This window comes from Pseudomonas sp. zjy_15, assembly GCF_043101865.1.
In the GTDB taxonomy this organism is placed as follows: Bacteria; Pseudomonadota; Gammaproteobacteria; order Pseudomonadales; family Pseudomonadaceae; genus Aquipseudomonas; species Aquipseudomonas putida_Y.
In genome coordinates this window covers 1-19,489 of record NZ_JBICII010000103.1, presented here as the reverse complement: position 1 = coordinate 19,489, position 19,489 = coordinate 1, and the positions used below count along the sequence as shown (strand labels likewise).

Here is a 19,489-nt window from a genome sequence, read left to right as displayed (position 1 = left end):
GCGGCCCTGAAATCACCCATGCCGCACCCTTCTGCGCTGGCAATCTTCGGGATGTAAGGCCCGCCCATCCTGGCTGCGGACCTGCAATATCTCAAGCGCTTGCCCCGTCACGCCGTCCACCAGTTCCGAACGCGTTTCACCCGCCTCGAACAGAAACCGCTCCCCCCACTGCCTCAAACCAATCACCACTGGAAACACCGACCGCCCTTTATCGGTCAACACATATTCCTTGTAGGCACTGCCATCCGATGCCGGCTGTGTCATCAGTAACCCACTTTCCACCAACAGCTTTAGCCGCGAGGTGAGGATGTTCTTCGCCAGCCCCAGGTTCTTCTGAAATTCACTGAAACGCCGTAGGCCGTCAAAGGCATCGCGCAGGATCATCAGCGCCCAACGGTCACCCAGCACCTCCAGAGCCCGGGCCACGGGGCACTGCGCATTGTTTTCATCGAGCATGGGGCACGCCTGTCTTGATTATCTGGTTGCAGATTAAAACCACTTTTGTTAAATAGCCAGCGTGTGGTTTCAAATTGAAACCAGATTCCAGAGGCTTGCCCGATGATACCTTCGCTGACACGCTGGATAACCCTGTTGCTTGCCACCACCAGTGCGATGGCTGTGGCGACGGTGTACTTCGCTCAACCGCTGCTTGAGTCGATGGCTGCTGAGTTGGGGGTGGCGCAGCAGCAGATTGGCTGGGTAGTCGGCGCGACCCAGGCGGGCTACGCCCTGGGGCTGCTACTGATTGTGCCGCTCGGGGACTTGGTCGACCGTAAACGTCTGTTGCTTGGCCAGTTGCTGTTCTCGGCGCTTGCGCTGGTCGGCGTTGGCATGGCGCCGAACTGGGCAATATTGCTGCTGGCTCTGGCTATCACCGGGTTGATGGCCGTCATGGTGCAGGTGATGGTGGCTCATGCCGCGAGCCTGGCCTCACCTGGCCAGCAAGGGCAGGCGGTAGGCACTGTCACCAGTGGTGTGGTGCTGGGCATTCTGCTGGCACGGCTGGCTTCGGGCGGGCTTGCCGACCTGGCCGGTTGGCGAAGTGTGTACCTGGTCGCCGCAGGGCTCTTGATGTTGTTGGCGCTGGTGCTGTGGCGCAGTCTGCCCGGCGGGCAGCCGATGAGGAGCCGGCCGCGTTACCGGGCGCTGATCATGGCCCAGTTCAGTTTGTATCGGCACGACAGGTTGCTGCGCCAGCGCGGCGTGTTCGGTGTATTGATCTTCGCTGCATTCAGCGTGCTTTGGAGCGCCATGGTCATGCCGCTAAGCGCTGCGCCGCTGGCGCTGAGCCATACCGAGATCGGCCTGTTTGGCCTGGCAGGTGTCGTGGGTACGCTGGCGGCTTCGCATGCCGGGCGTCTGGCCGACCATGGGCGGGGTGAGCGTACAACCGGGGTGTCGTTGGCCCTGCTGACGTTGTCGTGGCTGCCAACAGCGTTCGTCGAGCATTCATTGCTGGCCTTTGTGCTGGGTGTGCTGATGCTGGATTTTGCCGTGCAGGCAGTGCATGTCACCAACCAGAGCCTGTTGCTGACCGGACGTGGTGCGATGGCTAGCCGTTTGATCGGCGCCTACATGTGTTGCTATTCGCTGGGCAGCGGTTTGGGGGCGGTGTTGGCGAGCTGGGTGTTTGCACACTGGGGCTGGGTTGCGGTGTGTGGGCTTGGCATGGGCATCAGTGCCGCCGCGCTGTGCTACTGGCTATGGCTGCAGCGCGCGAGGGCGGCCGAGGCCGCCCTGCAATGTTCAGGTCAGAACTTGTAGCCTAGGCCGACCATGTATACCCACGGGTCGACGTCGACGTCGACCTTGGTCTTGCTGTAGCCAAGGGCGGTCGGGCCGTTGACGCTGGCCTTGGTGTCGATGTCGACGTACCAGACCGAGGCGTTTACCAGCAGGTTGTCGGTCAGCATGTAGTCCATGCCCAGTTGGCCGGCGATACCTACCGAATCCTGCAGCTTGAGGTTGCTGAAGCCTTGTTGCTTGCGTGCGCTGCTCAAGTCTTCGTCAAAGAACAGGGTGTAGTTGATACCGACGCCAGCGTACGGCTGGAAGCGCGAATTTGGCTCCATTGGGTAGTACTGCAGCGACAGCGTCGGCGGCAGTTGCTTGATGTCCGCCAGCTTGCCGTCCAGCCCGCCGCCCAGACCTTTTACGGCGACAGTGTGCTTGAACGGGGTAGCTGCCAGCAGCTCCAGGCCGATGTGGTCGGTGAGCATGTAGGCAAAGGTCAGGCCCAACTGGGTATCGCTGTCCAGGGTCGCCTTGGTGCCCGACACCTTGTTACCGTCGAACTTGAGGTCGCCGCTGCTCTCGTTCGGGGCGGTGGTGATGGCGCCTGCGCGCAGGATCATGTCCCCCGCCTGATAGGCGTGGGCGGCAGGGGCGGCGAGCGCAAGGGCCACAAGCGAGGCACCCAGCAAGGACTTGTTCATGGAAGCTCCCAAAGGACGTTATTAATCGAGTAGTCCAATGGTACGGAGCTGGTTAAACGGAAAGTTTGACCCAGCTCAACGAAGCGTCTTCACGAATTCGAAACAGTTCTCATCTCAGCTCATAAGCGTAGATTTTCTCGGCTTCCATTTGGTAGCCAGCGTCGGCCAGCTCGCTGCTGGAAGCTCTAACCTGCATCTTTCCCTCGATCCAGTAGGGCTGGTAGAGGTCTTCGACGCGCACGCCCATCTCGCTGAAAATATGCACGATCTGGTTCGGTGGTGGCGGCGGCACGTGGATGCACGCGCCATAGTAAGGGACCAGCAGGAATTCGGTGGTGCGGCCTTCCTCGCTGACCTCCAGGGGCACGATGTAGCCGGGCAGTTTGACCTGTTGGCCGTCGAGGCTTTTTACCACTGGCGCGTCGGGCGCCTGCTGGCGCGCGGGCGGGGCGGATTCGGCAGACAATGCGCTGCTGAGCTGTGACATGTCGTGCAGCGGAGCCAGTTGCGGCGGGATGACCGGTGCACCTTCAGGGATCAGCGCGGGCCAGTCCAGCTCCTTGGGTTCGGCGGCCCACAGAGGCATCGCTACCAGCAACAGCAGGGCCAGCAGCATGTGCATTGCCGGCCTCTTCGCGGGCATGCCCGTTCCCATAGGTACTGCACAAGGTCCGAAGCCTGCGGGGCTCCCTGTGGGAGCGGGCGTGCCCGCGAGGCAGGCGGTGAGGTGTTTGATCATTACGCGCACTCAGAGGTGGATGGACAGGCCGTCGGCCAGCGACTGGCGGTAAGCCCGCCACGCCGGCACGCTGCCCATCAGCAACGCGGCCCCCATGATGATAGCCAGCAAGGCCCATTCATGAGTACTTGGCAGAGCCAGTGGCAAATACAAACCATAGTTGGCCTGCACATACCCCTGTGCCAGGGCGATACCCGCATATAGCAAGCCAAGCCCTGCCACGATACCGACCGACGCCAGTGACAGTGCTTCCAGTACCAGCAACCCTGCAATATGCCAAGGCCGGGCCCCGACCGAGCGCAAGATCGCCATTTCTCGGCGGCGTTCGTTGAGGCTGGTGAGAATCGCCGTGAGCATGCCGATCAAACCGGTCAGCACCACGAATAGTGACACCACGAACAATGCCTGCTCTGCGGTGCCCATCAGGCTCCACAGCTCTTGCAGGGCGACCCCAGGCAGGATCGCCAGCAACGGCTCGCTGCGGTATTCGTTGATTTCCCTCTGCAGACTGAAGGTTGCGATCTTGCTGTTCAGGCCAAGCATGAATGCAGTGATGGCAGCAGGTTGCAGGTCCATCGTACGGGCCTGCTCGGCGCTGATGCGCCCGGCGCCACGGGCGGGTACGCCGTTGTGCCAGTCGATATGGATCGCCTCCATGCCGCCCAGGCTGATATGCAAGGTGCGGTCGACAGGTGTGCCGGTGCGCTTGAGTATGCCGACCACGGTAAACGGCTTGTCGTCGTGCTTGACCAGACTGATTGCGGCCACACCGTGGGCCAGCACCAGCCTGTCACCCAGCTTGTAGTGCAATGCCTCGGCCACTTCGGCGCCGAGCACCACCTCGAAGGGGTCGTTGGCAAACTCTCGCCCCTGGCTCAGTTGCAGATGCTGGCGGCGGCCGTACTGGTAATGGCTGAAGTAATCTGTGGTGGTGCCCATCACTCTGTAGCCGCGGTGCGAATCGCCCAGCGAGATCGGGATTGCCCACTTCACCCGTGGGTCCTGTGCATAGTGCTGGAAGCTGTCCCAGCGGATGTTATTGGTCGCGTTGCCAATGCGGAACACCGAATACAGCAGCAGGTTCACCGAGCCAGAGCGTGCGCCGACGATCAGGTCGGTGCCGCTGATGGTGCTGGCGAAGCTGGCACGGGCTTCGGTACGGACCCGCTCAACAGCCAGCAGCAGGCACACCGACAGGGCAATGGCGAAGGCGGTCAGAAAAGCGGTGAAGCGGCGGTTGGCCAGGCTGGCCAAGGCAAGGCGGAGCAGGTACATCAGGCCTCCCGGGGCTTGGCGGCACGGTTCAGTTCAGCAAGCGACAGGTGGCGGTCGAACAGCGGTGCCAGGCTCTGGTCGTGGCTGACGAACAGCAGGCTGGCACCGGCGGCGCGGCACTCATCGAACAGCAGGCGGATGAACGCTTCGCGGGTGTCTGCATCCAGAGCCGAGGTCGGTTCGTCGGCAATCACCAGCTCAGGCTGGCCGATCAGTGCGCGGGCGGCGGCGACCCGCTGCTGCTGGCCGATCGACAGGCTGTCGGCGCGGCGGGCAAGCATGGCAGGGTCGCCCAGGCCCAGGTGGGTCAGCAGCGTGCTGGCCGCCTGGTCAACACTGCCATGGCGCTGCTCGGCGCGTGCCTTGCGGCTGCGCGAGAAGCGGCAGGGCAGCTCGACGTTTTCACGTACCGAGAGGAACGGCAGCAGGTTGAACTGCTGAAAGATGTACCCTGTGTGATCGACCCGAAAACGATCGCGGGCGCCCTGGCTCAGGCTGCCGAGGTCCTGGCCGAGCAGCTGGATGCGACCCTTGTCCGGCACGTTCACCCCGCCCAGCAGGCCCAGCAAGGTCGTCTTGCCACTGCCGCTGGGGCCTTTGAGAAACAGTGCCTCACCAGCGTCCAGGCGCAATGCCGGAATATCCAGCAGCGGCGGGTGGCCTGGCCAGGCGAACACCAGGTCATGCAGATCGATCAACGGCTGGTTCATTCAGAAGGCGACCGCTGCCTTGGCCGGCGTGGATTCCAGGCCTTTCTGGCCATTGGGACCGATCAGTTGCACGTTGATTTTCTGGGTGGCGGGGAAGGCCTTGAACAGCGGCGCCAGGTCCAGCTGGGTCAGTTTGTCGGGGTTGGCGCAGGTCAGCTGATAATGGGCGCCGATGTCGCTGTGCTGATGGCCGTGTTCGTGTTCGTGTTCATGCTCGTCACCATCGTCATCGGCCTTCGAAGCGTCACCGAACAGAGGGCTTTCCAGCGCCTGCTGCTCTTCCTTGCAGTCTGCGGCAGCAGAAAGGTCGAACAGCTTCAGTGGTTGTTCAAGTTGCTGGCGCACGGCGGCAACTTTGGCCTTGTCGGCATCGCTGCTGGCGGCATGCTCGAAGCCGACCAGGTTCATTGCCGGGCTGTCCAGCTCCAGTTCCAGGGTATTGCCATCGAGTACCGCGTTGAGCTTGGCCACGCCATGCTCGTGGGCGCCGAGCGAGCCGTGGGCGTGGTCATGATCATGGTCATCGTGGGCATGGGCAACGGCCAGTGGCAGCAAAGCGAAGGGCAGGGCGAGCAGCAGGCGACGCATGGACGACTCCGGAGCGGGCTGAAAGATTCGGTTATGTTATAACAACTTTTCTGCTTGCCGCCAGTCTGTGTGGCACAGGTTTCATGTTGCGGTAGCATGGCTGCATTGACGTGAGTTCAAGGAATGCATCATGAGAGTTCGTGGACAGATTGGTGACTGGCCGGTGGACCTGACCATCGAGCTTACGCCTGAAGAGTGGGCGCAGTTGGGGCGGCAGACCGAGGTGCCGGTGGTAGCCCAGGCGGCTGCGACAGCAGCGGTGGCCGGGCCGCGCCAGAATGACGCTCAGTGGGCTGCGGCGCGTGATGTGTTGCGCCTGGCAGGACAGATGAGCGGGCCGGAATTGCTGGACCGGCTGGAAGGGTTGGCCGGGAGTACGGCGGCGGGCAAACGGCTGCTGGTGCGTTTGCGGCACAGCAGTGAGGTCAAGGTGGAGAGTGGCGTGGATGCGCCGGTTTATCACTGGGTCGGGTGAGCGCTGTCTTGCTCAAAATCTGAAAAGTCTGCGCGGTCGCCCGTAGGAGCGGGTTTACCCGCGAACACCGGCAGAGCCGGTGCCATCCACTGTGTCGGTTTCTTCGCGGGCATGCCCGCTCCCACAGGTCCAGCGCAGGCTTCAAGGTCACTCAGAACATTGCCGCCGACAGCTTGCGACGATAAACACCAACCAGCGGGTGATCGCCACCCAGCAAATCGAACACCTGCAACAGCGCCTTTTGCGGCAGCCCGTTCTCGTAGCCACGGTTACGCTGGAACAGCTTCAGCAGCCCTTCCAGCGCCGCCTCGTACTGCTGGCGCGCCAGTTGCTGAATGCTCAGCTGATAAGCCGCCTCGTCGTCTTGCGGGTTCTGCGCCAGGCGGCTTTTAAGGTCAGCCACTTCCGGCAGGCTGGCAGCCTGGCGCAGGAAGGTCAGCTGGGCCTTGGCACCGGCCAGTGCAGCTTTGTGTTCGTCAGTCTTGACCGCATCCAGCACCACTTGCGCTTCGCCCAGCTCGCCACGCTCGGCCAGGCAGCGGGCATACAGGATCAGCGCTTCGGCATTGCTGTTGTCCTCACCCAGCAGCGCCTGCAACAGCGCTTCGGTTTCGGCAAAACGGCTTTCGGCAAACAGCGCCTTAGCCTGTTCCAGTGGCGAGGCGGTGGGCGCGGCTGGCATTTGTACATGCGGCTCGAGCATGGCGCGGATCGCCGACTCCGGTTGTGCCCCGGCAAAACCGTCAACCGGCTGGCCGTCCTTGAACAGCACCACTGTCGGCAGGCTGCGGATGCCGAACTGGGCAACCACCTGTTGCTCCACGTCGCAGTTGATCTTGGCCAGCAGCAGTTCGCCCTGGTAACCCTCGGCAATCTTTGCCAGCAATGGCATCAGCGCCTTGCACGGCGCGCACCACTCGGCCCAGAAGTCTACCAGCACCGGCTTGTGGAAGGAGTTCTCGATCACCAGTTGCTGGAAGGTGGTATCGGTGGCGTCGAAAATGTAAGGCGTGTCTTGGGTCATCGCGACTCTCGCAAACTCGTGTATGGCAACACTATAAGGTGTCGCGGCTGGCGTGGTACAGGCTGACCCGGCGGAATTCGTGTGGCTCGGCCAGGTCCGGCAGGGTCAGTGCTTCGAGCACGCCCAATTGCTGGTACAACGGGTGGCGAAAGTCACGTACTCGCGAGTCGGCCACCAGGGCCTGGCGACCGCGGCTCAGGAAGGCATCCAGCAGCGGCAGGTTGGCGCGGTCGTACAGCACATCGGCAACCAGGATCAGGTCGAAGCGGTCTTCCTCGGCAAAGAAATCGCTGCTGTAGCTTAGTGTCACCCCGTTCAGTGCTGCATTCGCACGGCAGGCATCGAGGGCCAGCGGGTCGAGGTCGCAGGCCACCACTTCCAGTGCACCGGCGCGTGCAGCAGCAATGCCGGCGATGCCAGAGCCGGCGCCAAAGTCCAGCACGCGCTTGCCCGCCACCCACTCCGGGCGTTCGGCCAGGTAGCGGGCCATTGCCAGTCCACTGGCCCAGCAGAAACTCCAATAGGGGGGCTCTTCAAGAATGCGCCGGGTTTCTTCGCTGCTGAAGGCGCGATCCATGTTCTGGTCGTCGATCAGCCATAGCTTCAGGTCGCAATCGGGCAGTTCGCTGACGATCAGGCGCGCTTCGCCGATCAGGCCGCTGAGGGCCTGTTGCAGGGCCAGCGGCGCCACTTACGGCGCCTTCTCGAAACGCAGCGGGCCTGTGGCCTGGGTCTGTGCCTGGATAATGCGCACAGGGGGCAGGTGCATGATCAGCTGGCCAGAGTTGCTGGCGCGGCCACGCAGTTCGACTCGGGCACCGGGCGGGAAGGCTTCGGGGTTGAAACGCAGGTGGTAGGGCAGTGCCTGGCCAGTACCGGTCAGCTTGCTGCTTGCCAGCAGGCGCTGCGGACGGTCGCGTTCGTCGATGACCAGCAAGGCCAGTTCCACGTCGGCACCTGCCGGGATTTCCAGCAAGGTGCCGCTCAGCTCGCGCTGGTAGGCCGGCAGCGGACCCGGTACTTCGGCCTTGGCCGAGCGGGCAGGGGCGGGCGCCGGGTTGTCGGTCTTTGGCCTGTCGCTGCCGCAGGCGGCAAGCAGACCGGCGCAGCACAGCACGACGAGCGCTCGGTAGTGCATGGGGGAGTCCTTCACGGGCATATTTCCCATGGATGTTAACCCCTTTGGCTTGTCTTGCCAGTGCAATGCGCTACCATGGCCCTCCCTTTTTTTGTTGCCTGCCACCATGCACTGTCCCTTTTGCGGTGCCAACGACACCAAGGTCATCGACTCTCGCCTCGTCGCCGAGGGCGAGCAGGTGCGCCGCCGCCGTGAATGCGTGGCCTGCGGCGAGCGCTTCACCACCTTCGAAACCGCCGAGCTGGTGCTGCCCCGGCTGATCAAGCAGGACGGCACGCGTCAGCCCTTCGACGAAGAAAAGCTGCGCGCCGGCATGCAGCGGGCGCTGGAAAAGCGTCCGGTCAGCGTCGAGCGCCTGGAAGCCGCGCTGGCGCACATCAAGAGCCGGCTGCGAGCCACTGGCGAACGCGAAGTCAAATCGCTGGTGGTCGGTGAAATGGTCATGGCCGAGTTGCGCAAACTCGATGAAGTGGCCTATATCCGCTTTGCCTCGGTGTACCGGCGCTTCCAGGACCTCGACGAGTTCCGCGAAGAAATCGACCGTCTGGCCCGTGAGCCAGCTAAAGAGTGAACATGCCCAGCCAAGCCGCCATCCTAGACGCCCACTACATGGCCCGCGCGCTGGAGCTGGCGCGCAAAGGCCTGTACACAACCCACCCGAACCCGCGGGTCGGCTGCGTGATCGTACGTGATGGCGAGGTGGTTGGCGAAGGCTGGCACGTACGCGCCGGCGAGCCGCATGCCGAAGTGCATGCCCTGCGTCAGGCGGGTGAACTTGCCCGCGGGGCTTGTGCCTACGTCACCCTGGAACCATGCAGCCACCATGGCCGTACGCCGCCGTGTGCCGAAGCGCTGGTCAAGGCCGGCGTGGCGCGTGTAGTAGCCGCCATGCAGGACCCTAACCCGCAAGTGGCGGGACAGGGCCTGCGGCGCCTGGCCGAAGCCGGAATCGAAGTGGCCAGCGGGGTGCTCGAAGCCGAGGCTCGCGCCCTCAACCCAGGCTTCCTCAAGCGCATGGAGCATGGCCTGCCGTTCGTTCGCGCCAAGCTGGCCATGAGCCTGGATGGCCGCACCGCCATGGCCAGTGGTGAAAGCCAGTGGATCACCGGCCCGGCCGCCCGCTCGGCGGTACAGCGCCTGCGCGCCCGTTCCAGCGTGGTGCTGACCAGCGCCGCCAGTGTACTGGCCGATAACGCACGCATGACCGTGCGTGGCGCCGAGCTGGGTCTGGATGCCGAAACCACTGCCCAGGCACTCAGCCGCACACCCTTGCGAGTGTTGGTCGATGGCCGCCTGCGCCTGCCACTGGCTGCGCCGTTCTTCCAGGCCGGCCCGGCTCTGGTGGTGACTGCTGTCGCAGATGACCCGCGCTATGCCGCTGCCGGCCACGAATTGCTCAGCTTGCCGGGCGACAATGGCCAGGTCGACCTTGCGGCGCTGCTGCAGGCCCTGGCCGCCCGCGGCGTAAACGAAATCCTGCTGGAAGCTGGCGCTGGCCTGGTGGGTGCCTTTGCCAGGCTGGGCCTGGTCGATGAGTTCCAGCTGTTCGTCGCCGGCACCTTCCTCGGCTCCCACGCCCGCCCATTACTGGACTGGCCACTGGAAAAGATGAGCGAGGCGCCGCGGCTGAAAATTACCGAAATGCGCGCAGTGGGCGATGACTGGCGGGTCACTGCCATCCCCCTGCCGGCGCCCGGCGTATAATGCCGGGCTTGCCCTGCGCAAACCGTTTTTGAGGAAGACCCCATGTTCACCGGCATCATCGAATCCATTGGCACCATCCGCAGCCTGACCCCCAAGGGTGGTGACGTGCGCGTCTACGTAGAAACCGGCAAGCTCGACTTGGGGGACGTCAAACTCGGCGACAGCATCGCCGTCAACGGTGTATGCCTTACGGCCGTAGAGCTGCCGGGCGACGGCTTCTGGGCCGATGTCAGCGTCGAAACCCTCAAGCGCACCGCCTTCATCGACCTCAAGAGCGGCAGCAAGGTCAACCTGGAGAAAGCCCTGACGCCCACCACCCGCCTGGGCGGGCACCTGGTCAGCGGCCACGTCGACGGGGTCGGCGAAATCATTTCGCGCAGCGATAACGCTCGCGCCATCCAGTTCCGCGTGCGTGCACCGAAGGAACTGGCCAAGTACATCGCCCACAAGGGTTCGATCACCGTCGACGGCACCAGCCTGACGGTCAACGAGGTCAATGGCGCCGAGTTCGAGCTGACCATTGTCCCGCACACTCTGTCCGAAACCATCATGGCCGATTACCGTGCAGGGCGTCGGGTAAACCTTGAGGTCGACCTGCTGGCCCGTTACCTGGAGCGCTTGCTACTGGGTGACAAGGCCGCCGAACCGAGCAAGGGCAGTGGCATTACCGAAAGCTTCCTGGCCGCCAATGGCTTCTTGAAATCCTGATTGAGAAGGGGGTGCCGCGTGGCGCTCAACAGCATCGAAGAACTGGTCGAAGACATCCGCCAGGGCAAAATGGTCATCTTGATGGATGACGAAGACCGTGAGAACGAAGGCGATATCATCATGGCGGCCGAATGCTGCCAGCCCGAGCACATCAACTTCATGGCCAAGCACGCCCGTGGCCTGATCTGCATGCCGATGACCCGCGAGCGTTGCGAAACGCTGAAGCTGCCGCTGATGGCACCGCGCAACGGCTCGGGCTTCGGCACCAAGTTCACCGTGTCGATCGAAGCCGCCGAAGGCGTCACCACCGGTATTTCCGCCGCCGACCGCGCACGCACTGTGCAGGCTGCTGCTGCCAAGGACGCCAAGGCCGAAGACATCGTCAGCCCAGGTCACATCTTCCCGCTGATGGCCCAGCCAGGCGGTACGCTGGCGCGTGCCGGCCACACCGAAGCCGCCTGTGACCTGGCGCGCATGGCCGGTTTCGAGCCAAGCGGCGTGATCTGCGAAGTGATGAACGACGACGGCACCATGTCGCGCCGCGCCGAACTGGAAGTGTTCGCCGCCGAGCACGGCCTGAAGATCGGCACCATCGCCGACCTGATCCACTACCGCATGATCCACGAACGCACCGTGCAGCGTGTTTCCGAGCAATCGGTGGAGAGCGAGCTGGGTGAGTTCAACCTGGTCACCTACCGTGACGCGGTCGAAGGCGACGTGCACATGGCCTTGACCCTGGGCAAGATCTGCGCCGAAGAGCCGACCTTGGTACGGGTACACAATATGGACCCACTGCGTGACCTGCTGCTGGTCAAACAGCCAGGTCGCTGGAGCCTGCGCGCGGCCATGGCCGCCGTGGCCGAGGCCGGCAGCGGTGTGGTCTTGCTGCTGGGCCACCCACTGGACGGCGACGTGCTGCTGGCGCACATCCGCGAAAGTGCGGGCGATGCGCCGACCAAGGCCCCGACCACCTACAGCACTGTGGGTGCCGGTTCGCAGATCCTGCGCGACCTCGGCGTGCGCAAGATGCGCCTGATGAGTTCGCCGATGAAGTTCAACGCGATATCCGGATTCGATCTGGAAGTTGTAGAATACGTGCCCTCCGAGTGACTTGAGGCGGCATTGACGCCCTCTGCTCGAGTCCAGACCCCTGTCGAGGCCGCTTGTATGCGGCCTCGCTCTTGAAGATGAGAATATCGGAATGACCCTGAAGACCATCGAAGGTACCTTCATCGCCCCCAAAGGTCGCTATGCTTTGGTGGTTGGCCGCTTCAACAGCTTCGTTGTCGAAAGCCTGGTAAGCGGTGCCGTTGACGCCCTGGTACGCCATGGTGTCAGCGAAAGCGACATCACCATCATCCGTGCCCCGGGTGCATTCGAGATCCCGCTGGTGGCACAGAAGGTCGCCCAGCAAGGCGCCTACGACGCGATCATCGCCCTGGGCGCCGTGATCCGTGGCGGTACCCCGCATTTCGAATACGTGGCGGGCGAATGCACCAAGGGCCTGGCCCAGGTGTCCATGGAGTTCGGTGTTCCGGTGGCCTTCGGCGTACTGACCGTCGACTCCATCGAGCAAGCCATCGAGCGTTCTGGCACCAAAGCCGGCAACAAAGGTGCTGAAGCTGCCCTGTCCGCACTGGAAATGGTCAGCCTGCTGGCGCAGTTGGAGGCCAAGTGATTAGCGACGAAAGCGATCGTTTCAACCCGCGCGATCCAAAACCTGCGGATGCCGGCAAGCCCTCGAAGAGCGCCAAGCGCCGCGAAGCCCGCAAGCTCGCGACCCAGGCCCTCTACCAGTGGCACATGGCCCAGCATTCGCTGAACGAGATCGAAGCGCAGTTCCGGGTGGATAACGATTTCACCGATGTCGACGGTGCCTATTTCCGCGAGATCCTGCATGGGGTCCCGGCAATCAAGGGCGAAATCGACAAGGCGCTGGTGCCTTGCATGACCATCGCACTGGAAGAGCTCGACCCGGTCGAGCTGGCCGTGCTGCGCCTGTCCACCTGGGAGCTGATCAAGCGCGTCGACGTGCCGTACCGCGTCGTGATCAACGAAGGTGTGGAACTGGCCAAGGTCTTCGGTGCCACTGACGGCCACAAGTTCGTCAACGGCGTACTGGACAAGCTCGCCCCGGCGCTGCGTGAAGCAGAAGTCAAGGCGAACAAGCGCTGATCCTGGCGCTGCCTGGCCATGGGTGAGTTCGAGCTGATCAACCATTACTTCGCCGCTGCGCCTTGTGCGCAGGGCGGCGAGGGCGTGGCGCTGGGTATCGGTGACGACTGCGCCCTGCTGGACCTTCCCCCCGGTGAGCAACTGGCGGTGTCGACCGATACCCTGGTCGCCGGGGTGCACTTTCCTGCTGTTTGCGATCCGTTGCTGCTTGGCCAGCGTTCGTTGGCCGTGGCGGCCAGTGACCTGGCAGCCATGGGTGCGACTGCAATCGGCTTTACCCTCGCACTGACCCTGCCTGACGTTGGCCCTGACTGGCTGGCGGCCTTTGCCGACGGCCTTGGTCGCATGGCCCACCGTTGTCGCATGAGCCTGATCGGTGGTGACACTACGCGCGGCCCGCTGAGTATCACTGTGACCGTGTTCGGCCGCGTGCCAGCTGGCCAGGCCTTGCGCCGCAGCGGTGCAAGGCCGGGTGACCTGTTGTGTGTCGGTGGTTCGCTGGGCAAGGCCGCCGGTGCATTGCCGCTGGTGCTGGGTGAGCGCGAGGCGCCTGCCGCGCAGGCCGAACCGCTGCTGGCCCATTACTGGTCACCGATGCCGCAGCTCACACTCGGTGCCCTGCTGCGTGGCCGGGCCACGGCGGCGCTGGACATCTCCGACGGGTTGCTCGCCGACTGTGGGCATATTGCCAAGGCATCCGGTGTCGCGTTGGAGGTGAACCTGGCGCAAGTGCCAGTGTCTCCTGCTCTGGAGGCCTTCCTCGGCCGGGAAGCAGCGGTGAAGGCGGCGCTTACCGGTGGCGACGACTACGTACTGGCCTTCACCTTGCCACCCGAGGCGCTGGCGCCCTTGGCAGCCTTCGATTTTATCGAAGTGCATACCGTCGGCCGTGTGCTCGAAGGGCAAGGCGTGACCTTGCGCGACGCGCAGGGCCAGGACATCACTCCCGTTCAGCGGGGCTATCAACACTTCAGGGAGATACCGTGACCGATCACCCCAATCAGGTGCCTGCGGAGTTCGTTCCGCCTTCGGTCTGGCGCAACCCGTGGCACTTCATCGCTTTTGGCTTTGGTTCTGGCACCTTGCCCAAGGCGCCGGGTACCTGGGGCTCGCTGGTGGCCATACCGTTCATCCCGCTGTGGCAGATGCTGCCCGACTGGGGTTACTGGCTGTTGCTCGGCGTGAGCATGCTGTTTGGCTTCTGGTTGTGTGGCAAAGTTGCCAATGACTTGCGCGTACACGACCATGAAGGCATTGTCTGGGACGAGATTGTCGGCATGTGGATCACCCTCTGGCTGGTGCCGGAGGGCTGGCAGTGGCTGTTGGCAGGGTTCCTGCTGTTCCGCTTCTTCGACATCCTCAAGCCGTGGCCGATCCGCTGGATCGACCGCCATGTGCACGGGGGCGTCGGCATCATGCTCGACGATATCCTGGCCGGCGTGTTTGCCTGGCTGGGCATGCAGGTTCTGGTGTGGGCGGTTGCCTGAAACAGGGAGTGCGTGAATGGCCATAAGGACTGTACTGCTGGCAATGCTGCTGAGTGTTGCCCCGTGGGTGGCGGCTGCCGAGAGCATGCCGAAACAGATCCATCTGGTTAGCGAGGAGTGGCTCGACTACACCAACGCCGACGGTACCGGGGTGGCCTGGGATGTGCTGCGCAAAGTGTTCGAGCCGGCCGGAGTCGAGGTGGTCACCCAGAGCGCGCCCTACAGCCGGGCGGTTGGCCTGGTCAGGCGCGGCGAGGCTGATGCCTGGGTTGGCTCGTACAAGGAAGAAAACGACGACAATCTGTACCCGCGCTGGCACTTCGACATGGACCATATCTATGCCTTGGGGCTGGCCAGCAAGCCTGCGCCTACGCTGGAGACCATCGGCAAGTACCGGTTGGCCTGGGTGCGTGGCTATGATTACGGCAGCTACTTGCCCAATGTGCACGAGTTCCGCGAAATCCAGCGTCGCGAGGGCATTTTGCCGATGCTCGAGCATGACCGGGTGGACTACTACATCGACGCACTGACCGAGGTGGACTACGTGCTCGGGCAAGCCCCCCAGCCCGAGCGCTTTCGGCGTACCCATGTGGCCGAGTTGCCGTTGTACCTGGCCTTTGCCCGTAACGACCAGGCCAGGGCCCTGCGCGATCTGTTCGACAAGCGCATGAAAGAGCTGGTACGTAGCGGCGAACTGAAGCCGATTTTCGAGCACTGGAAACAGCCCTATCCGTTCAACGCGGACAGTCGCCCGCACTGAGGCCGAATACATTGAGGTAGATCGCGGTTCTCTGTGGCAGCGGGCTTGTGATTGAGCGGTGGCTTTCAATAAGTATCGAACTTTTCGATCTTAACCCACCGTATACAGCCAGCCCACATCCCCCAACCTGCTGATACAATCGGCCCACGAGAAAATTCCTACTTATTCCAGGAGCACAACGTGCCCGTCGTCTTTGTTGCCGCCTCTAAACTCCCGACGCCCTTCGCGACCTTCACCATGCATGGCTTCCTCGACGAAGCTACAGGCCGTGAGCATGTGGTGCTCAGCCTGGGTGATATCGCGGACGGCCAGCCGGTACTGGGGCGCCTGCATTCCGAGTGCCTGACCGGCGATGCACTGTTCAGCCAGCGCTGCGACTGCGGCTCGCAGCTTGAAGCCGCGCTGCAGGCCATCGCCCGCGAAGGCCGTGGGGTGCTGTTGTACCTGCGTCAGGAAGGCCGTGGCATCGGCCTGCTGAACAAGATACGCGCCTACGAGCTGCAAGATGGCGGCGCCGACACCGTCGAAGCCAACGAGCGCCTGGGCTTCGCTGCCGACCAGCGTGACTACGCCATATGCCTGCCGATGCTCGAGCACCTGGGCGTCAAGTCGCTGCGCCTGATGACCAACAATCCGCGCAAGGTCAAAGCCCTGACCGACATGAACATCGTGGTTGCCGAGCGTGTGCCGCTGCACACCGGGCATAACCCGCACAACCGCTACTACCTGGCGACCAAGGCCGGCAAGTTGGGCCACATGCTGGGCAACGAACACCAGGGCGAGGTGCCCCAGGCGTGACCCGCGCCGAGGTCAAGCGGCGCCTGGCACTGGCCTGGTGGCAGTACCTGGCGGTGGGCCTGGTACCGTTGCCAGTCATGGCTTGGGCCTTTGGGGGAGGCGATGCGCTGCCTCCGGTGTTGGCCATGCCGCTATTCATCGCCGGTGCGGCCACCATGTTTCTCAGCCTGCCGCGCTTCGGCGCCTATAAGCGCGCACTTATTGCCACCTCCAAAGTGCTCGGTACGGGTGAAGAGCCCACTGCCTGGATCGAACTGGCACGGGTACGGCGCGTGGCCATGCTGTATGCCTGCTTCCCGGCTTGGGTCGCCGCACTGTCGGTGCTGGTCGGCCTGGAGGCGGTGCCGCAGATCCTGCTCGCATTGTCGACGGTTGTAGTGCTGTACCTCTATCGCATTCCGCGCCAGTTGGGCTGATGCGACTGCTACCTGGCCTGCTGGCGTTGTTCGCCTGCACCGTACAGGCTGCCGAACCGCTGCGTGTCGTCAGCCTGGCCCCCTCGATGAGCGAGATCATGCTTGAGCTGCAGGCCGACGACCTGCTGGTGGGCGTGCTGGATGGCGGCGACCGGCCGGCTGCGCTGCGCCACTTGCCTTCGGTCGGGCGCCAGGGGCAACTGGACATGGAGCGCCTGCTCAGCCTGCGCCCCGATCTGTTGCTGCTGTGGCCAGGCAGTGTGCCACCGGCCCAGCGTGACCAACTCAAGCGCCTGGGTATTGCCACCTTCAGCGCCGAACCCCATGACATCGACCAGTTGATTGAGCAGATCGAGGCCATTGCCGGGCGTATCGGGCGGGCCGAGCAGGGCCATTCGTACGCGCGAGCCCTGCGTGAGCGGCTGCAGCAGCTGCGCCAACAGTATCGGCGTGACGAGCCCTTGCAGGTGTTTTATCAAGTCTGGGATCGGCCGCTGTACACGCTCGGTGGCCGCCAGGTGGTGACCGACGCCTTGGCCGTGTGCGGGGCGCGCAATGTGTTCGCTGACCTTGCCCAGCCCGCGCCGCAAGTGAATGTGGAGTCCGTGCTGCTGCGTAATCCGCAGGTCATCCTGGCAGCCGATGAGGCGCAACTGGCCAGCTGGAAGGCCTGGCCGCAGATTCGGGCGGTTGCTGATGGGCGCCTGCTGGTGGTGCCGGACAAAGGGCTGGAGCGTCCCAGCGGGCAGATGATCGAAGCCACCGCCCGCTTGTGTGCGTTGCTGGACGCTAAAGCGCCGGCGTCCAGGTGACGCTGAAGAGCACAGTGCGGCCTTCTTCGCGGTAAGGGTGATACGTGCCCTCGTAGCTGTAAAGGGCGCGGCTGTAGTTGCGGTCCAGCAGGTTATCCAGTTTGGCTTCGAGTTCCAGTTCATCGCTAGCCGCCCAACTGCCGCGCAAACCAAGCAGGCCATAGCCACCGATGCGGTTACGGTTGGCCTCATCGTCATAACTGCTGCTGACCGCCTGCCAGCTGGCACCCACGCTGAAACGCCCGAACTCACGGTCAAGGTCCAGGCTCAAGGAGCGGCGGGCTCGGCGGGCGAGGGTATGGCCGGTCTCGCGGTCGCGTGGGTCGATCAGCGCCAGGCCAAGCTGGCTGTGCCAGGCGCCCCATTGCTGCGCTAGTGCCATTTCCACCCCATTGATTCGTGCCGAGGCGACGTTACGGGGTATCGAGTCCTGGCCAAAGATGATCGCGTCGCGCAGATCGGTGCGGTACAGCGAAGTCTCCAGCCGACTCTCTGTACTCAGCTGGCTGCGCCATTGCAGCTCGTAGCTTCTGGAGTGCTCTGGGTCCAGGTTCGGGTTGCTGAACTGTGGGTAATACAGGTCGTTGAACGTCGGAGCGCGGAAGCCTTCGCTGTATGACAGCAGCACATCGTTGTTCGCGTTCAGCGGTACGGTCAGGCTGCCGCTCCAGGTGGTCTGGCCACCAAACTGTTGGTTGCGGTCATGGCGCACGCCCAGCTCAGTGGAAAACGGCTCGCCCTGGTAGCGGTGCTGGGCGAACACGGCACGGTTCCAGCGGCTGTCCTCAGTGAAGTCGGTACTGCCGTGTACGCGGTCTTCGTACCAGTCGCCACCGATCAGTACGGTGTTCCGTTCGCCGATGGACAGGTCGTTCTGCCAGGTAGCCTGATCGCGGTAGGTGTTGAACACGAAGCGCTCAGCGCTGAGCTTGTCGCGTTTGTCGTCCCGGTTCTCGCTATGTGCCAGTTCAAGGCGTGAATGCCAGGTTTCGGTGAACTGAACGTCAAAGTAGCTGCCCAGGCTGCTGACGCTGAAGTCGGTGTAGGGTTGTTGACCGAAGCTTTCGAAGGTGACCGGGTCGAAGCCACCGAACGGGTTGTCGTACTCGCTGCGACCACGGCTGTCGAGCAGGTTCAGGCCGACCTCGAAACGCTCACCGAAGGTGTGGCTCAGGCTCAGGTTCACCGCCTTGTTGCGGTAGGCGTCGTGGTCACCATCGCTGGCGAAGGATGGCCCGGTCGAGTCGATACCGGCAGTTTCATCCAGGCTGGCGCCAAGGTTGAAGCGGGTCGAGTCGTTGCCGCCAGAAAGCCCCAGGCTGCGTTGGAATGTCTGGTTGCTGCCGGCGGCCATGCGCAGGCGTGGCTGCAGGCCGGGGCCATTGCTGCGGCGGGTGAAGATCTGAATAACCCCGCCAATGGCATCGCTGCCGTACACCGCCGAGCGCGAGCCACGCAGCACTTCAACCCGCTCGATCTGATCGACGTCCAGAAACTGCAGGCCGCTGTCGCCCGAAGTGGCATTGGCGATACGTACGCCATCGACCAGCACCAGGCTTTGCGCCGCCTTGGTGCCACGGATAAAGATGCCCGGCAGGCTGCCACGGCCACCGGTAGGTGCCACTTGCACGCCCGGTACGCGGGAGAGCAGGTCAGTGACGCTGGTGGGTTGCAGGCGGTCGATGTCGGAGCGGGTGAAAACCGTGTTGGCGGCACTGGTGGCGGTTCGCGATTCGACCTGACGGCTGGCGCTGATCAGCACGTCGGGGAGCTTGAGGGCGTCGTCGCGCTCAGCGGCCAGAAGGAATGTAGGGGCACAGAGAATCGTGGTACAGGCAAATTTTTTCATGGGCAGTTCCAAAGAGTTTTCACAGCACTGTGCTGTCCCCGTAGGAGCGGGTTCACCCGCGAAAGGGCCGGTCCTGCTGACCAATTTTCATCAGCCGTTCACCGTTGCCGCTGCTACCGTATTCGCGGGTAAACCCGCTCCTACAGTGGGCACACAACGGTGATCGGGCGCAGGCCGTCGTAGGAGCGGGTTCACCCGCGAAAGGGCCGGTCCTGCAGGCCAATTTCCACCAGCCGTTCACCGTTGCCGCCGCTACCGTGTTCGCGAGTAAACCCGCTCCTACAGTGGGCACACATCGGTAATCGGGCGCAGGCCGTCGTAGGAGCGGGTTCACCCGCGAAAGGGCCGGTCCTGCAGGCCAATTTCCACCAGCCGTTCACCGTTGCCGCCGCTACC

The 19,489-nt window shown here is 63.4% G+C and carries 24 protein-coding genes; 14 read left to right on the top strand and 10 right to left on the bottom strand.

All coding sequences use genetic code 11. From position 1 onward, the window contains the following. Positions 1-12 precede the first annotated feature (12 nt). Complete coding sequence (locus tag ACF8EF_RS19110) at positions 13-456, bottom strand: helix-turn-helix domain-containing protein (protein WP_209968275.1); 444 nt, start codon at positions 454-456, stop codon at positions 13-15. 102 nt (positions 457-558) lie between these two features. Between ACF8EF_RS19110 and ACF8EF_RS19105 the strand changes: the two genes are divergently transcribed. Beyond that, positions 559-1,764, top strand: a complete 1,206-nt coding sequence (locus tag ACF8EF_RS19105; RefSeq protein WP_392461594.1) for an MFS transporter — start codon at positions 559-561, stop codon at positions 1,762-1,764. On the opposite strand, the gene ACF8EF_RS19100 is transcribed toward ACF8EF_RS19105, so the two are convergent. From ACF8EF_RS19100 to ACF8EF_RS19080, 5 genes are all read right to left on the bottom strand, one after another. After that, positions 1,752-2,435, bottom strand: a complete 684-nt coding sequence (locus tag ACF8EF_RS19100; protein ID WP_021783920.1) for an OmpW family protein — start codon at positions 2,433-2,435, stop codon at positions 1,752-1,754. The two genes, ACF8EF_RS19105 and ACF8EF_RS19100, sit on opposite strands and share 13 nt — an antisense overlap. A 109-nt stretch (positions 2,436-2,544) precedes the next feature. Beyond that, complete coding sequence (locus ACF8EF_RS19095; protein WP_209968269.1) at positions 2,545-3,057, bottom strand: DUF3299 domain-containing protein; 513 nt, start codon at positions 3,055-3,057, stop codon at positions 2,545-2,547. Between the two features lie 126 nt (positions 3,058-3,183). Then, on the bottom strand, positions 3,184-4,449 hold the full coding sequence (locus ACF8EF_RS19090; protein ID WP_392461592.1) for an ABC transporter permease: 1,266 nt from the start codon (positions 4,447-4,449) through the stop codon (positions 3,184-3,186). Continuing rightward, on the bottom strand, positions 4,449-5,159 hold the full coding sequence (locus tag ACF8EF_RS19085; RefSeq protein ID WP_176684347.1) for an ABC transporter ATP-binding protein: 711 nt from the start codon (positions 5,157-5,159) through the stop codon (positions 4,449-4,451). The genes ACF8EF_RS19090 and ACF8EF_RS19085 overlap by 1 nt, the downstream gene beginning before the upstream one ends. Then, the gene (locus ACF8EF_RS19080) at positions 5,160-5,747 is read right to left on the bottom strand and encodes a DUF2796 domain-containing protein (RefSeq protein ID WP_392461590.1); all 588 of its coding nucleotides are present in this window, start codon (positions 5,745-5,747) and stop codon (positions 5,160-5,162) included. 130 nt (positions 5,748-5,877) lie between these two features. On the opposite strand from ACF8EF_RS19080, the gene ACF8EF_RS19075 reads away from it, so the two are divergent. Beyond that, a complete protein-coding gene (locus ACF8EF_RS19075) occupies positions 5,878-6,222 on the top strand; it encodes a hypothetical protein (protein ID WP_392461588.1) in 345 nt (114 codons plus the stop codon). Positions 6,223-6,373: 151 nt separating this feature from the next. Here ACF8EF_RS19075 and trxA read toward each other — a convergent pair whose 3' ends face one another. From trxA to ACF8EF_RS19060, 3 genes are read right to left on the bottom strand one after another with little or no spacing between them, the layout of a single operon-like run. Continuing rightward, a complete protein-coding gene (trxA, locus tag ACF8EF_RS19070) occupies positions 6,374-7,246 on the bottom strand; it encodes a thioredoxin (RefSeq protein WP_176684350.1) in 873 nt (290 codons plus the stop codon). Between the two features lie 31 nt (positions 7,247-7,277). Then, a complete protein-coding gene (locus ACF8EF_RS19065; RefSeq protein ID WP_176684351.1) occupies positions 7,278-7,937 on the bottom strand; it encodes a 50S ribosomal protein L11 methyltransferase in 660 nt (219 codons plus the stop codon). After that, complete coding sequence (locus tag ACF8EF_RS19060; protein WP_339535389.1) at positions 7,938-8,384, bottom strand: YbaY family lipoprotein; 447 nt, start codon at positions 8,382-8,384, stop codon at positions 7,938-7,940. Positions 8,385-8,490: 106 nt separating this feature from the next. On the opposite strand from ACF8EF_RS19060, the gene nrdR reads away from it, so the two are divergent. The 12 genes from nrdR (at position 8,491) to ACF8EF_RS19000 (ending at position 17,244) form a co-directional block, all read left to right on the top strand. Next, positions 8,491-8,955: a transcriptional regulator NrdR gene (nrdR, locus tag ACF8EF_RS19055; protein ID WP_003255402.1), complete on the top strand. Its 465-nt coding sequence runs from the start codon at positions 8,491-8,493 to the stop codon at positions 8,953-8,955. Positions 8,956-8,957: 2 nt separating this feature from the next. Then, complete coding sequence (ribD, locus tag ACF8EF_RS19050) at positions 8,958-10,088, top strand: bifunctional diaminohydroxyphosphoribosylaminopyrimidine deaminase/5-amino-6-(5-phosphoribosylamino)uracil reductase RibD (protein ID WP_339443320.1); 1,131 nt, start codon at positions 8,958-8,960, stop codon at positions 10,086-10,088. Between the two features lie 42 nt (positions 10,089-10,130). Continuing rightward, positions 10,131-10,796, top strand: a complete 666-nt coding sequence (locus tag ACF8EF_RS19045; RefSeq protein ID WP_003255399.1) for a riboflavin synthase — start codon at positions 10,131-10,133, stop codon at positions 10,794-10,796. An 18-nt stretch (positions 10,797-10,814) separates the two neighbouring features. Further along, the gene (ribBA, locus tag ACF8EF_RS19040; RefSeq protein WP_209968241.1) at positions 10,815-11,906 is read left to right on the top strand and encodes a bifunctional 3,4-dihydroxy-2-butanone-4-phosphate synthase/GTP cyclohydrolase II; all 1,092 of its coding nucleotides are present in this window, start codon (positions 10,815-10,817) and stop codon (positions 11,904-11,906) included. A gap of 91 nt (positions 11,907-11,997) precedes the next feature. Next, positions 11,998-12,474, top strand: coding sequence for a 6,7-dimethyl-8-ribityllumazine synthase (gene ribE, locus ACF8EF_RS19035; protein ID WP_003255395.1), 477 nt, complete (start codon positions 11,998-12,000; stop codon positions 12,472-12,474). Beyond that, positions 12,471-12,971 carry a transcription antitermination factor NusB gene (gene nusB, locus ACF8EF_RS19030; RefSeq protein ID WP_003255393.1) on the top strand — a complete coding sequence of 167 codons (501 nt, stop codon included), beginning with the start codon at positions 12,471-12,473 and terminating at the stop codon, positions 12,969-12,971. The genes ribE and nusB overlap by 4 nt, the downstream gene beginning before the upstream one ends. A gap of 18 nt (positions 12,972-12,989) precedes the next feature. Further along, entirely contained in the window at positions 12,990-13,958 is a 969-nt protein-coding gene (thiL, locus tag ACF8EF_RS19025; protein WP_392461586.1) for a thiamine-phosphate kinase, read from the top strand. Continuing rightward, entirely contained in the window at positions 13,955-14,458 is a 504-nt protein-coding gene (locus ACF8EF_RS19020) for a phosphatidylglycerophosphatase A (protein WP_028697792.1), read from the top strand. The genes thiL and ACF8EF_RS19020 overlap by 4 nt, the downstream gene beginning before the upstream one ends. A gap of 16 nt (positions 14,459-14,474) precedes the next feature. After that, positions 14,475-15,218 (top strand): ABC transporter substrate-binding protein, encoded by a 744-nt coding sequence (locus ACF8EF_RS19015; protein ID WP_176684356.1) that lies wholly within the window; start codon positions 14,475-14,477, stop codon positions 15,216-15,218. Between the two features lie 180 nt (positions 15,219-15,398). Continuing rightward, positions 15,399-16,016: a GTP cyclohydrolase II gene (gene ribA / locus ACF8EF_RS19010; RefSeq protein ID WP_003255389.1), complete on the top strand. Its 618-nt coding sequence runs from the start codon at positions 15,399-15,401 to the stop codon at positions 16,014-16,016. After that, positions 16,013-16,432 carry an MFS transporter gene (locus ACF8EF_RS19005; RefSeq protein WP_176684357.1) on the top strand — a complete coding sequence of 140 codons (420 nt, stop codon included), beginning with the start codon at positions 16,013-16,015 and terminating at the stop codon, positions 16,430-16,432. The genes ribA and ACF8EF_RS19005 overlap by 4 nt, the downstream gene beginning before the upstream one ends. Beyond that, on the top strand, positions 16,432-17,244 hold the full coding sequence (locus tag ACF8EF_RS19000) for a cobalamin-binding protein (protein WP_176684358.1): 813 nt from the start codon (positions 16,432-16,434) through the stop codon (positions 17,242-17,244). The genes ACF8EF_RS19005 and ACF8EF_RS19000 overlap by 1 nt, the downstream gene beginning before the upstream one ends. On the opposite strand, the gene ACF8EF_RS18995 is transcribed toward ACF8EF_RS19000, so the two are convergent. Beyond that, the gene (locus ACF8EF_RS18995; protein ID WP_392461584.1) at positions 17,222-19,093 is read right to left on the bottom strand and encodes a TonB-dependent receptor domain-containing protein; all 1,872 of its coding nucleotides are present in this window, start codon (positions 19,091-19,093) and stop codon (positions 17,222-17,224) included. The two genes, ACF8EF_RS19000 and ACF8EF_RS18995, sit on opposite strands and share 23 nt — an antisense overlap. Positions 19,094-19,489 lie beyond the last annotated feature (396 nt).